At 55.9% G+C, this 13,780-nt stretch carries 12 protein-coding genes and 1 pseudogene; 4 read left to right on the top strand and 9 right to left on the bottom strand.

All coding sequences use genetic code 11. The annotated features are described in order from the left end of the window. Positions 1-94 precede the first annotated feature (94 nt). From dinF to HF679_RS16915, 3 genes are all read right to left on the bottom strand, one after another. On the bottom strand, positions 95-1,411 hold the full coding sequence (dinF, locus tag HF679_RS16905) for an MATE family efflux transporter DinF (RefSeq protein WP_123757739.1): 1,317 nt from the start codon (positions 1,409-1,411) through the stop codon (positions 95-97). Positions 1,412-1,479: 68 nt separating this feature from the next. Continuing rightward, positions 1,480-2,088 carry a transcriptional repressor LexA gene (gene lexA, locus HF679_RS16910; protein ID WP_004856448.1) on the bottom strand — a complete coding sequence of 203 codons (609 nt, stop codon included), beginning with the start codon at positions 2,086-2,088 and terminating at the stop codon, positions 1,480-1,482. A 137-nt stretch (positions 2,089-2,225) separates the two neighbouring features. Next, a complete protein-coding gene (locus tag HF679_RS16915; RefSeq protein WP_123757738.1) occupies positions 2,226-2,594 on the bottom strand; it encodes a diacylglycerol kinase in 369 nt (122 codons plus the stop codon). A 129-nt stretch (positions 2,595-2,723) separates the two neighbouring features. Between HF679_RS16915 and plsB the strand changes: the two genes are divergently transcribed. Then, positions 2,724-5,147 (top strand): glycerol-3-phosphate 1-O-acyltransferase PlsB, encoded by a 2,424-nt coding sequence (plsB, locus tag HF679_RS16920; RefSeq protein WP_123757737.1) that lies wholly within the window; start codon positions 2,724-2,726, stop codon positions 5,145-5,147. A 72-nt stretch (positions 5,148-5,219) separates the two neighbouring features. Here plsB and ubiA read toward each other — a convergent pair whose 3' ends face one another. From ubiA to malK, 5 genes are all read right to left on the bottom strand, one after another. Continuing rightward, positions 5,220-6,089 (bottom strand): 4-hydroxybenzoate octaprenyltransferase, encoded by an 870-nt coding sequence (ubiA, locus tag HF679_RS16925; protein ID WP_123757736.1) that lies wholly within the window; start codon positions 6,087-6,089, stop codon positions 5,220-5,222. Between the two features lie 12 nt (positions 6,090-6,101). Further along, a complete protein-coding gene (ubiC, locus tag HF679_RS16930) occupies positions 6,102-6,599 on the bottom strand; it encodes a chorismate lyase (RefSeq protein WP_123757735.1) in 498 nt (165 codons plus the stop codon). A gap of 189 nt (positions 6,600-6,788) precedes the next feature. Further along, positions 6,789-7,745: a maltose operon protein MalM gene (malM, locus tag HF679_RS16935; protein ID WP_123757734.1), complete on the bottom strand. Its 957-nt coding sequence runs from the start codon at positions 7,743-7,745 to the stop codon at positions 6,789-6,791. 107 nt (positions 7,746-7,852) lie between these two features. Further along, positions 7,853-9,136 carry a maltoporin gene (locus HF679_RS16940; RefSeq protein WP_123757733.1) on the bottom strand — a complete coding sequence of 428 codons (1,284 nt, stop codon included), beginning with the start codon at positions 9,134-9,136 and terminating at the stop codon, positions 7,853-7,855. 100 nt (positions 9,137-9,236) lie between these two features. Beyond that, the gene (gene malK, locus HF679_RS16945; protein ID WP_123757732.1) at positions 9,237-10,346 is read right to left on the bottom strand and encodes a maltose/maltodextrin ABC transporter ATP-binding protein MalK; all 1,110 of its coding nucleotides are present in this window, start codon (positions 10,344-10,346) and stop codon (positions 9,237-9,239) included. 369 nt (positions 10,347-10,715) lie between these two features. Here malK and malE point away from each other — a divergent pair, with 369 nt between their 5' ends. The 3 genes and pseudogenes from malE (at position 10,716) to HF679_RS16960 (ending at position 13,008) form a co-directional block, all read left to right on the top strand. Then, the gene (malE, locus tag HF679_RS16950; RefSeq protein ID WP_123757731.1) at positions 10,716-11,906 is read left to right on the top strand and encodes a maltose/maltodextrin ABC transporter substrate-binding protein MalE; all 1,191 of its coding nucleotides are present in this window, start codon (positions 10,716-10,718) and stop codon (positions 11,904-11,906) included. Positions 11,907-12,092: 186 nt separating this feature from the next. Continuing rightward, positions 12,093-12,752, top strand: a pseudogene (gene malF, locus HF679_RS16955) (maltose ABC transporter permease MalF); the annotation flags it as partial. Between the two features lie 100 nt (positions 12,753-12,852). Next, complete coding sequence (locus tag HF679_RS16960) at positions 12,853-13,008, top strand: hypothetical protein (RefSeq protein WP_187042243.1); 156 nt, start codon at positions 12,853-12,855, stop codon at positions 13,006-13,008. A 231-nt stretch (positions 13,009-13,239) separates the two neighbouring features. Here HF679_RS16960 and psiE read toward each other — a convergent pair whose 3' ends face one another. Continuing rightward, complete coding sequence (gene psiE, locus HF679_RS16965) at positions 13,240-13,650, bottom strand: phosphate-starvation-inducible protein PsiE (RefSeq protein ID WP_123757728.1); 411 nt, start codon at positions 13,648-13,650, stop codon at positions 13,240-13,242. Positions 13,651-13,780 lie beyond the last annotated feature (130 nt).

Raw genomic sequence — 13,780 nt, forward strand, 5'->3', positions numbered from 1 at the left:
CCGGACATAATGTTAACTATAGTTAAGAATTCTGGGTTTAATTTATTATTCGGAATCTTTAACCATCTACACGACAAAAACCGCGACAAAACCATTATGAAAACCAGGTGCCGCGCTGCCAGTGTCGCCGCCAGATCAGCGCCAACGACAGGCCGCGCAGCGCAAGGAAGACCGCCAGCGCCAGCCACAGTCCGTGGTTACCGAGAACCGGTAGCGTCAACAGCGTCAGGGCAAACCCTGCCGCCGCCACCGCCATGCTGTTACGCATCTCAGCTCCCCGGGTCGCCCCGATAAACATGCCATCCAGCAAATAGCACCACACGCCAATTACCGGCAGAATTACCTGCCAGATCAGATAGCGGTCGGCCAGCTGCTGCAGCGAGGGGATCGAGGTTAACAGCGCGATAATGTACGGCCCCGCCACGGCGTAGATCGCCGCAAATATCAGCGCCACCATCCCCGACTGACGGCAGGCTGCCCGCCAGACCTCAAGCAGCTGGCTGCCATCGCGCGCGCCATAGGCCTGCCCGGAATGGGCTTCGACGGCGTAGGCAAACCCATCCAGCGCATAGGCGGTGAAGGTCAGCATGGTCATCAGGAGGGCGTTAACGGCGACGATATCGCCCCCGAGACGAGCCCCGAAAACGGTCACCGCCCCGAAGCACAGCTGCAGCAGTAAGGAGCGCAGCATGATATCGCGGTTTAATGCCAGCAGCCGTCGTACATCCCCGCGCCAGGCGTTCTTCAGTATGCTGAAGGACACGCCACGCAGCACCAGCACGTGCCTTGCCATCAATAGCCCGATGATAAAGGTGGCGTATTCGGCGACCACCGTCGCCAGCGCGGCCCCCTGCACGTTCATGTGCAGGCCCATCACCAGCCACAGGTCAAGGACAATATTCAGCAGGTTGCCGACCACCAGCAGGATCACCGGCGCACGGGCATACTGCACGCCCAGCAGCCAGCCAAGCAGCACCAGGTTTGCCAGCGAGGCCGGCGCGCTCAGCCAGCGAATATCCAGAAAGCGCTGTGCCTGTTCCAGCACCGCCTGATTGCCGCCCACGATATGCAACGCCAGGTCGATCAGCGGTGCCCGGAACAGGACGATCAGCAGGCCGGCCCCTAAGGCCAGCCCCAATGGCTGCACCAGCGCCCGCGCCAGACGGAGGGGGTCTTTTGCGCCAAAGGCCTGAGCCGTCAGCCCGGTGGTGCTCATCCGCAGGAAAAGCAGCAGCATGAAAAGGAAACTGGTGGCCGTGGCACCCACCGCGACGCCGCCGAGATAAACCGGGCTGTCGAGGTGGCCGATAACGGCGGTATCAACCAGCCCCAGCAGCGGGACGGTGATATTGGAGAAAATCATGGGTAGCGCCAGGCGCCACAGGGCTTTATCAGCGGCGTGAAAGAGCATAAGAAAGAGCCTGACTGAGAGAAGACAGCGCAGCATCATCCATCAGACGATGCTGCGTGGTGAAGGTGTTACAGCCACTCTCCGTTGCGGATCACGCCAACGGCCAGCCCTTCAATAGTGAAATTTTGTTCGCGCAGGTTCACCACGATCGGTGAAAACTCGCTGTTTTCTGGCAGAAGTTCGACGATGTTGCCCTGTTTTTTAAGGCGTTTAACCGTCACTTCTTCGTCGATACGCGCCACGACAACCTGGCCGTTACGCACATCCTGCGTTTTATGCACTGCCAGCAGATCGCCGTCGAGGATACCGATGTCTTTCATCGACATACCGCTAACGCGCAGCAGGAAATCGGCATTCGGCTTGAACATCGCCGGGTCGACCTGGAAATGGCCTTCGATATGCTGCTGAGCCAGCAGCGGCTCACCGGCAGCCACGCGGCCGATCAGCGGCAGACCGGGTTCTTCTTCCGTCAGCAGACGAATACCGCGGGAGGCACCAGAGATAATCTCGATTGCGCCTTTACGGGCCAGCGCTTTCAGGTGCTCTTCCGCCGCGTTTGGAGAACGGAACCCCAAGCGCTGAGCAATTTCCGCACGCGTCGGCGGCATGCCCGTCTGGCTGATATGATCCCGAATGAGATCAAACACCTCTTGCTGCCTGGTCGTTAACGCTTTCATCCCGCCCCCTGGGTGTATATACAGTTATGCTGTGAGTATATACAGTTAACGGTGATTTTGGAATCAAATTTCACACAAAAATCAGGAGATACTTTCCATTTTTGCGCAGCCGATCGCCCATCACGCCTGGCGACGAATTAATGGTAATGCGCCCACAGCAAAAGCCCCCAGGTGATCAGCGCGATCGCGATAGCCAACAGTACCGCGGCGGACCCCATATCTTTCGCGCGCCCTGACAGTTCATGGTGTTCCGGGCCAATACGGTCCACCACCGCCTCAATCGCGCTATTAATAATTTCGACTATCATCACTAACAGGACCGAGCCTATCAGCAGCACACGGGTGATAGCGTCAACGTCCAGCCAGCAGGCGATCGCCACGGCAATAATCGCGGCGACGCCTTCCTGACGAAAGGCGGCCTCATTTATCCATGCCGCACGGAACCCTTTCCAGGAATAACCTGCCGCTTTAATAATTCGGGTTAACCCAGTGGTATTATTGGCCATCAAAAGAACCTTTTTATGTAAATGACGTCAATGAGTGTACGCGTTTGCCGTGTGGCAACGGAAATTTTGCGCGCTTTCTGTTATTCTTGCCGCGCATTTGCATGATTAACCAGAGGCTTCACATCGTTTATGTCCGGCTGGCAACGAATTTACTATAAATTACTGAATTTACCATTACGGGTGCTGGTAAAAAGCAAGTCTATTCCCGCAGAACCTGCTCAGGAATTAGGGCTGGATACCTCGCGTCCTATTATGTATGTCCTGCCTTATAACTCGAAGGCAGACCTGCTGACGCTGCGTGCCCAGTGCCTCGAGCATGATTTACCTGACCCGCTCGAACCGCTGGAAATCGACGGCGCTCTGCTGCCGCGCTACGTCTTCATCCACGGCGGCCCGCGTGTATTCACCTATTACACGCCGAAAGAAGAGTCCATCAAGCTGTTCCACGACTACCTGGATCTGCACCGTAACCATCCTGACCTGGACGTGCAAATGGTGCCGGTGTCGGTGATGTTCGGCCGCGCGCCAGGACGTGAGAAAGGCGAAGTGAACCCGCCGCTGCGCATGCTCAACGGCATTCAGAAGTTCTTCGCCGTGCTGTGGCTGGGACGTGACAGCTTTGTCCGCTTCTCCCCGCCGGTGTCGCTGCGCAGAATGGCTACCGAGCACGGTACCGATAAAATTATCGCCCAGAAACTGGCACGTGTCGCGCGTATGCACTTCGCCCGTCAGCGTCTGGCGGCCGTCGGCCCGCGCCTGCCCGCGCGTCAGGACCTGTTCAACAAGCTGCTGGCCTCAAAAGCCATCGCCCGCGCGGTGGAAGATGAAGCCCGCAGCAAGAAAATCTCCCACGAGAAAGCGCAGCAGAACGCCGTCGCGCTGATGGAAGAGATCGCGGCTAACTTCTCCTACGAGATGATTCGCCTGACCGACCGCGTGCTCGGGTTTACCTGGAACCGCCTGTATCAGGGGATCAATGTCCATAACGCCGAGCGCGTGCGTCAGCTGGCGCATGAAGGTCACGAAATTGTCTACGTGCCGTGCCACCGTAGCCATATGGACTACCTGCTGCTCTCCTACGTGCTGTATCACCAGGGTCTGGTTCCGCCGCACATCGCCGCCGGTATCAACCTGAACTTCTGGCCAGCAGGCCCGATTTTCCGTCGTGGTGGCGCTTTCTTTATTCGCCGTACCTTTAAGGGCAATAAGCTCTATTCCACGGTGTTCCGCGAATATCTCGGCGAGCTGTTCAGCCGTGGTTACTCGGTTGAGTACTTCGTGGAGGGCGGGCGTTCCCGTACCGGCCGTCTGCTGGATCCGAAAACCGGCACCCTGTCGATGACCATCCAGGCGATGCTGCGCGGTGGGACTCGTCCGATTACGCTGGTACCGATCTACATCGGCTACGAGCACGTCATGGAAGTGGGAACCTACGCCAAAGAGCTGCGCGGCGCGACCAAAGAAAAAGAGAGTCTGCCACAGATGCTCCGTGGTCTGAGCAAGCTGCGTAACCTCGGTCAGGGCTATGTGAACTTCGGTGAACCGCTGCCGCTGATGACCTACCTGAACCAGCACGTTCCGGAATGGCGCGAATCCATCGACCCGATTGAGGCGGTACGCCCATCGTGGCTGACGCCGACGGTGAACAACATTGCCTCCGATCTGATGGTACGCATCAACAACGCCGGCGCGGCGAACGCCATGAACCTGTGCTGCACCGCGTTGCTGGCCTCTCGTCAGCGTTCACTGACCCGCGAACAGCTGACGCAACAGCTGGAATGCTACCTCGATCTGCTGCGTAACGTCCCGTACTCCCCGGACGCGACCACGCCGGCGGCTACCGCCAGCGAGCTTATCGACCACGCGCTGAAAATGAACAAGTTCGAAGTCGAGAAAGACACCATCGGCGACATCATCATTCTGCCGCGCGAGCAGGCGGTGCTGATGACTTACTACCGCAACAACATCGCGCATATGCTGATGCTGCCGTCGCTGCTGGCGGCGATTATCACTCAGCATCGTCGTATTAGCCGTGCGGAAGTGCTGCGTCATGTTGAGATGTTCTATCCGCTGCTGAAGGCCGAGCTGTTCCTGCGCTGGGAGAAATCCGAGCTGGCGGGCGTGCTTGATGCGCTGACGGCGGAAATGCAGCGTCAGGGGCTGATTGTCCTGAAAGACGATGAGATCAGTATCAACCCGTCTCATTCTCGTTCCCTGCAGCTGCTGGCCGCAGGCGCGCGTGAAACGCTCCAGCGTTATGCCATTACCTTCTGGCTGCTGAGCGCGAACCCGTCGATCAACCGCAGTTCGCTGGAGAAAGAGAGCCGGACCGTAGCGCAACGTCTGTCGGTTCTGCACGGTATCAACGCACCGGAGTTCTTCGATAAAGCGGTATTCAGCACGCTCGTGCTGACGCTGCGTGACGAAGGCTATATCAGTGATACCGGCGATGCCGAGCCGGAAGAAACGCTGAAGGTCTACCAGATGCTGGCAGCGCTGATCACGTCGGACGTGCGTTTGACGATTGAAAGCGTTACCCAGGATGATGCGTAACGATTAAGCGTGGATGTTCTCTTCCCGGCTGGCGCTACCGCGTCGCACCAGCCGGGAATATCCTATGCCAGCCTATGCCAGATAGCTCATCGCCAGCCCAAGAAACAGCACCAGCCCAACATAGTTATTGTTCAGAAACGCTTTGAAGCAGCCGTCGCGTTCGCGCCGGGCAATCAGCTTCTGCTGCCAGAAAAACAGCCCTGCTGCGATAAACAGCGACCAGTAAAACTCCCACTGCAGCCCGTTCAGCCAGCCGACAGCGGCCATCAATACCAGCACGCCAATCTGCAAAATACCGATAATCAGGCGGTCATGTTCACCAAACAGAATCGCCGTCGATTTGATGCCGATTTTGAGGTCATCGTCCCTGTCGACCATCGCGTACTGGGTGTCATAAGCCACGGCCCACAGGATATTGGCGAGGAACATCAGCCAGCAGCTCAGCGGCAACGCCTCGCTGACCGCCGAGAAGGCCATCGGAATGGACCAGCCGAACGCCGCCCCCAGCACCACCTGCGGCAGATGGGTGTAGCGTTTCATAAACGGATATACCCACGCCAGCGCCAGCCCAGCCACCGACAGCAGAATGGTCATGGTGTTTAAGGTCAGTACCAGCAGAAATGACAGCAGCACCAGCACCGCAAACAGTATCCGGGCCTCTTTTTCCGAGACATCGCCGCTGGGCAGCGGGCGGTGGGCGGTGCGCTTTACGTGGCCATCAAATTTGCGGTCGGCATAGTCGTTTACCACGCAGCCAGCGGCGCGCATCAGCCAGACGCCGGCAACAAAAACGGCCAGGATCCATAAGGGCGGGATCCCCGGCGTGGCGACCCACAGGGCCCACAGCGTCGGCCACAGCAGCAGCAGCGCGCCAATCGGTTTGTCAGTACGCATCAGGCGATGAAACGCCAACAGCTTGTTCTGCGTCAGACTCCTCTCCATTTTCTCTTCCTCTTAATACAACGGCGACGCCGGCAGAAAAAGCTCGGTCAGCAGCAGCGGTTTGCCGCTCAGACGCAGGCGGGAACGACGCCCCCATAGCTCTGCATAACGCCCAATTTCAATAAAATCACGAGTTAATGTCGATGATGTGAACAAATAACGCCCCAGCGGCGTCTGGCCGAGTTGCTGTAAGGCCAGCTCGGGGCCGCACAGCGTCGACTCGGGCACAATGGTCCGCCCGGCAAGCCAGGGTTCGCCATCGGCACAAAGGATAATTTCCCGCAGCCAGTAGCGCGCCTCATCGGGCAGCAGCGTCTCTTCACCCACCAGCGCCTCACGCCCGACGAAACCTTCGTTCACCATGCTCACGCTGACTTTTTTCCCCTGCTGCTCAAAACGTTTGGTCATTGAGTCTTCCAGCAGCAGCCAGTCGCGCAGGTGCGGTTCCAGCGGGGGCATAGCGGCAAAATAGCGCAACGCACGCAATTGCGTAAGCGCAGGATGTGACATGCCTGATTCTCCGTTACAGAACGTAGCCGCATTGTATCGCAGAATAGGGCATTCGGGGCGGGCAAAGCGTCAAGATACGATCATCGGCGTAACAGCCATGCAACAGCAGCCACTACGCGATAAAAAAAGGTGCGCCCAGGCGGGCGCACCTAAAGGCTGTGCCTAAACATCAGCATTGTGGGGAGACGATCACCCCTTGCCTTTTACACTGCTGATAAAGGTGGAACGCGCTGATTTCGAGCCAAGACGCTCGGCTTCGTTCATCAATTTGAGGGCTTTATCGATATCACCTTTCGCAACAGCCTGTTTGATGCCGTTGTTAAAGTAAGTTTCGGTGTCGTCCAGCATCGGTTCGCTCTTCGCGGCTGGTGCAGCAACTGGCGCAACCACCGGCGCTACCGCTGGTGCGGCTGCCGGAGCGCTATAGACCGGCGCCGCCGTATTTCCTACGGTCACCGGGCCTGGGCCAGAGGAACCAAACAGCGGCCCAACCAGCACGCTGGAGCCAGAGGAGGTTTTCACCTTCAGGCTGACGGTACCGTCAGTGACGTGTCTGGCGATCGGATCCGGAATATCCGGTACCGCATTGCCGGTACCTTTAGCGTAGGCTTTCGCCGGATCGATTAATTTGGTGGTTTGCTGCAGGTCCTGCGGGGTGGTAAAGACCAGCACATAAATTTTCTGTTGTCCCAGCGCCGGCGTCAGGCGCATCACGCCTTCCAGACGGTCGGAGCTCATGACACCCGGTTCAAGATAGGTGAAGTAGCTGCTGGGAAAGAATGCCGATGGGGTTAAATTCTGGTCAAGAATCAGGACGTTCGGTGCAAACACGCTGGTTTGCTTATTCACTTCGCTGGTTAACGTAATATTCAGTTCACCGATATTCGCCGGAACGCTATAGGCAGCAACCGGGCCGGAAATACCAGGGACATTCAGCGGCTGGCCGGCAATGGCGAGCTTGGTGGTTTGTGTTTTAGATTGATCGACCGGGGTCCAGGTTAACTGCTGTAACGCGGAGGCCGGGATCGACGGCGCTGCAGAGGTGTTCTGCGGCACGAAATTGACATCAGCAAAACTGACTGCGGGTACGCTGGCAAGCAGGCCGGCGGACAGGCAGAGGGCAACGAGACTTTTCTTCATTTTCATTGTTATCACCTCAATTCCGATGGCCGAGCGGTAGCCAGGCAATAGCCCGCTGGGCCGAAAACAGAGGGGCTTACGCCCCTCTTTTGGTCACTACAGGTTGGTTTCGATTACCACCAGATTTCCATCTGGGCACCGAAGGTCCACTCGTCGCTGTCGCCACGGCTGAAGGTTTTGGCGCTGGTGTCGTTGTACGCTACACCGTTGTCATAACCCCATTTCTCATCCCACTTAGCGTAGGTTGCGAACAGACGGATAGCCGGACGGGACCAGATGCTGTCGCCTGCCTGCCACTGTTGCGCCAGGGTAATTTTGTACTGGCTGTTACGATCGCCGGTACGCTGAGATTTAACGTTGTCGTAGCCGACTTCCATCAGGGTGCTCATGATCGGTGTCCATTTGTACATAGGACGTACGCCGACGGTCCACCACTGGGTACCGTTGTTGTTGTCGCGGTCGATATCCTGATACATACCGACGTACATCAGATCCCAATCGTCAGCCAGGGAGATCGCACCGTGGTCCAGCACACGCCACATGGAGCCATCGTTATCGATGCTGCCGCCCTGCGGAATGCCTTTACCGTTGGAGGTCATGGCGTCAGTTGCGTACTGCAGTACAAACTTGTTGTAGCCTTTCAGCATGCTCTGCGTGTGTTCAGCAGTCAGCATCCAGCCATCTTTCGAGGCGTCCGGCTGCAGGTAGTAGTCGTCTGGAATGTTGGTGTGACCGTAGTCAACACCCAGCTCCAGAGTACCGCCTGGGTTGATTTCCATACCGGCTAAACGGACGTCGAAGACGTCGTTCGGGACGATATTGTCGTAAATACGGTTACCCTGCGCGTCACGGTCAGCGAAGGTCGCGGAGCCACCGGATTCAGAAGAACGGGTTGCTGCCAGAGAGAGTTTACCGAAGCCCAGATCGATGTTTTCGATACCCGCACCAGGACCAGAGATATCCCAGTAGTAGAAGTCGATCATGTGAACGTCATGACGCTGGTAGAAGCGCTTACCGGCCCAGATGGTGGAACCTGGCAGCCATTCGATCAGGTTTTTACCCTGCACGTTGGCTTCACGGAATGCCGGGCTGGTGGATTCCCAGTCGTTTTGCTGCGATACGGAGTAGGCAACGTTAGTATCGAAGTAGAAGCTCTTATCACCTTCTTTCCATACTTCCTGGCCCAGTTTTAATTCCGCATAGGTTTCACATTCGTTACCCAGACGGTATTTACTTTGAGCACCGGTTGCCTGGAAGCACTGCTGTTCGCCGCCGCTACCGGTCCAGCCGATACCAGAACGAGCATAACCGTGGAAATCGACAGCCAGCGCCTGAGCAGACATAACGCCTGCTGCGACGGCTACCGCCAGTGGAAGTTTGCGCAGAGTAATCATCATTCTATCTCCTGAGATCATTGCTTTTCTTTGAACACTTTGCCCATCGTGATGCCGCCTGGTGGCAACGTTCTGGGTTCGTGCTTTTTTTTAATGGGAAGCCTTACACGCCCGGCTCTTTATGCAACCGACGACACGCCGTACCATCCTCACGGAATAAATGGCAGCGCTCTGGTGGCAAACCGATAGCGAATGTGGCTCCCTCTTTTACCAACACCACGTCATTCTGGCGGTACACCAGGTTCTGACGGATGGCGGGGATCTGGATATGAATTTGTGTTTCGTGACCAAGCTGCTCAACCACCTGGACCACCCCTTCGAGGGTCACGTCGGCGATATCGCTGGGCAACAGATGTTCCGGACGGATACCCAAGGACATATTCGCGCCAACCTGTACGTGGGCGCTGTCCACCGGTAACCAGACTTGCTGGCGGTTCGGCAGTTCTACCTGAACCTGTTCAATGGCGGTGGCGGTGACTTTCACCGGCAGGAAGTTCATCTTTGGCGAACCAATAAAGCCCGCAACAAAGCGATCGGCCGGGTAGTGATACAGCTCCAGCGGTTTCCCGACCTGGGCGACGCGACCGGCATCCAGCACCACAATCTTGTCGGCGAGGGTCATCGCTTCGACCTGATCGTGGGTAACGTAAATCATCGTGCGCTCAAGGCGCTTGTGCAGACGGGAAATTTCGATACGCATCTGCACACGCAGTGCGGCATCAAGGTTAGAGAGCGGTTCGTCGAGCAGGAATACGCGCGGCTCGGCGACCAGGGTACGGCCGATCGCCACACGCTGACGCTGGCCACCGGATAACGCTTTTGGCTTACGCTCCAGCAGATGCGCCAGCTGCAGCACTTCCGCCACCTGAGTCACTCGTTGATTAATCAGATCTTTTTTGGCACCGGCCAGCTTCAGGCCGAAAGACATGTTTTCCGCGACGGAAAGATGGGGGTAAAGCGCATAGGACTGGAACACCATTCCGATACCGCGTTCAGCGGGCGGGATGTCGTTCATTCGCGTATCGCCGATAAACAAATCACCGCTGGTTATGGTTTCCAGCCCGGCAATCATACGCAGCAGAGTGGATTTGCCGCAGCCCGATGGCCCGACAAACACCACGAACTCCCCTTCCTGGATGTCGAGATTGATATCTTTCGACACCACCACGTCACCCCAGGCTTTCGTTATATTTCGCAGCTGTACGCTCGCCATCCCCATCTCCCTTCGTTACAACCTGTCACTAAACGACATATTCAAGATGGGTTGACTATGCGGCATTCATTAATTGGGTGAATCCTCCACCCCTGCCTTTTTTATGGGGGAGGAGGCGGGAGGATGAGAGATTACCCCTCACGGCAAGGGTGGGCCGGGCAAAGTCATTTTCGTGATGAAGGTTGCAAAAATGGCCGTGTTTTTATGTGCTCCAGGACCCATTACTGGCATTTCTGCAAGCCAGATCACACAAACCGCGGGTGGGGCGTAGACATAGGGAGGATGGAAAGGGGTTGTTAAAAAAGGAAACTCATCACCGTTAAGCCACCTAAGTGTATCCACGAGCACATCACCAAAAAGGACTGGTATATGAAAATCAAAACCGGCGCTCGCATCCTCGCATTGTCTGCATTGACGACGATGATGTTTTCCGCCTCTGCCCTCGCCAAAATTGAAGAAGGTAAGCTGGTTATCTGGATTAACGGCGATAAAGGCTATAACGGTCTCGCCGAAGTGGGTAAGAAGTTTGAGAAAGACACCGGCATCAAGGTTTCCATCGAACACCCGGATAAGCTGGAAGAGAAATTCCCGCAGGTTGCCGCGACCGGTGACGGCCCGGATATCATCTTCTGGGCACACGACCGCTTCGGTGGCTATGCACAATCCGGCCTGCTGGCTGAGATCTCCCCGGACAAAGCTTTCCAGGACAAACTCTATCCGTTCACCTGGGACGCCGTTCGCTATAACGGCAAACTGATCGCTTACCCAATCGCGGTTGAAGCGCTGTCGCTGATTTACAACAAAGATCTGGTCCCGAACCCACCGAAAACCTGGGAAGAAATTCCGGCTCTTGATAAAGAACTGAAAGCGAAAGGTAAGAGCGCGCTGATGTTCAACCTGCAAGAACCGTACTTCACCTGGCCGCTGATTGCTGCTGACGGTGGTTATGCGTTCAAATTTGAAAACGGCAAATATGACGTCAAAAACGTCGGCGTGGACAGCGCAGGTGCGAAAGCCGGTCTGACCTTCCTGGTTGACCTCATCAAGAACAAACACATGAACGCCGATACCGATTACTCCATCGCTGAAGCGGCCTTTAACAAAGGCGATACCGCGATGACCATCAACGGTCCGTGGGCGTGGTCGAACATCGATAAGAGCAAGGTTAACTACGGCGTCACTCTGCTGCCAACCTTCAAAGGCAAACCGTCTAAACCGTTCGTTGGCGTACTGAGCGCCGGTATCAACGCCGCTAGCCCGAACAAAGAGCTGGCGAAAGAATTCCTCGAAAACTACCTGCTGACCGACCAGGGTCTGGATGAAGTGAACAAGGACAAACCGCTGGGCGCAGTAGCACTGAAATCCTTCCAGGAAAAACTGGAAAAAGATCCGCGTATCGCTGCCACCATGGCGAACGCCCAGAAAGGCGAAATCATGCCGAACATCCCGCAGATGTCCGCCTTCTGGTATGCCGTACGCACTGCCGTTATCAACGCAGCTAGCGGTCGTCAGACTGTCGATGCCGCGCTGAAAGATGCACAGTCTCGTATCACCAAGTAATACGGTTTCCCTTATTTCTTAGGAAATACGGTTTATTGAATACGTTGTTACACGAAACCCTTCGCGCTACATCGCGGCGGTAAGGATGCAAATCCCCAGGAGCTTACATGAGTAAGTGACTGGGGAGCGCATCCGCAGCCAACAACGAGGTAGCGCGAAGGATAAAGTGTAAAGAGGATGATCCCCATGGATGTCGTGAAAAAGAAACACTGGTGGCAAAGCCCGCAGCTGACATGGTCTGTGATTGGCTTGCTGTGCCTGCTGGTGGGTTACCTTATCGTTTTGATGTATGCCCAGGGGGAGTACCTGTTTGCCATACTGACGCTGATTTTAAGCTCTGCTGGCCTGTATATTTTCACCAACCGTAAGGCCTACGCCTGGCGTTATGTCTACCCTGGCCTTGCCGGAATGGGGCTGTTCGTCCTGTTCCCACTGATTTGCACCATTGCTATCGCTTTCACCAACTACAGCAGCACCAACCAACTGACCTTTGAACGTGCCCAGCAGGTGCTGATGGACCGCTCCTTCCAGGCCGGTAAGTCCTACAACTTCGCGCTTTACCCGGCGGGAGATGAGTGGAAACTGGCGCTGACCGACGGTGAAAGTGGCAAAAACTATCTGTCCGACGCCTTTAAATTCGGCGGCGAGCAGAAACTGGCCCTAAAAGAGGCTGATGCCCTGCCGGAAGGCGAGCGTGCGACGCTGCGTGTGATTACGCAAAACCGTACCGCCCTGAACCAGCTGACCGCCGTGCTGCCAGACGACAGCAAAGTGATCATGAGTTCCCTGCGTCAGTTCTCCGGTACCCAGCCGCTGTATGCCCTGGCGGACGACGGCACCCTGACCAAGATCCCTGGCCGGGCCATAGAGCTGAACCTGTGTGCGGCCTGTTGATCCCATTCTGGCAGCCTCAAGATGGATTATGACTCAGTCTCTGGGGCAAGTTATGAAAAATATTGCGGCTGCACCTCCTGATTTTGTCGCAAGTGATCATGATATTAGTCTGATCCTTGAACAGATCTCCCTAACACTGTTCATGCTTGGGCTTCAGGTCTGCCGTGTCAACCTACAGAACTGTAAGATCCTGATTGTATCTATTTAAGTGCTGAAGAATTTGCCTGATTGCGTGGAAGTATGTTGCCTTGGTCTATTTATCCTGAAACATGGCCTGTCTACCCCCAGAGGGGATGGACTGCGGTACACGACCCCAACCGGGTGCAGCAGTCCATCTCCCCCTGAAAAAGTAAGGCAAATGCCACTGCAATCCTCAACTGGACCCTACATAAATTCAATTTTGTGACTGTCGGTCAGCGGCCCTGGAGGCCGCTTTTTTTTATTCGCGTTTCAGCCGGTTGGAGTTACACAACCACAGCGTAACCACCAGTATCAGGATCGCGCCGGAATAGATCAGCACCGCCATCGGCGACTCATGGTCGACAATAATCAAACGCACAATCGCGGTGATGCCGATATAGACGAAGTAGCGCAGCGGAAAGTGAAAGCCTGATTCAAAGTACTTCACAATCAGCGCGATAAACTCGAAATAGAGAAAATAGACCACCAGCCCTTCAACCAGCTTGTACTTGCTGACCGGCTCCGGGGTAAACAGCACGTGCGCCAGATGAAAGGTCTCTTTCCCCAGAAACACCACCAGGATGACGCCCAGACACAGCAGCGCCAGATTCAGCACCGCCTGCATGGCAGTGGCAATAAAGCTCACCAACGGACGATAGACCGACGGCATATTCACACCTCTTACTCAGGAACGTTATGTACCTGTATAGCTTAAAAGCGTGATCGAGATCGACATTATTCGTGAAGTTTTTGCCTCAGTTATCTCAGATGTAACAATCACTTGTCACACTGGCGGGTTA

Source organism: Enterobacter sp. JUb54 (genome assembly GCF_014298075.1).
Lineage (GTDB): Bacteria > Pseudomonadota > Gammaproteobacteria > Enterobacterales > Enterobacteriaceae > Klebsiella > Klebsiella lignicola.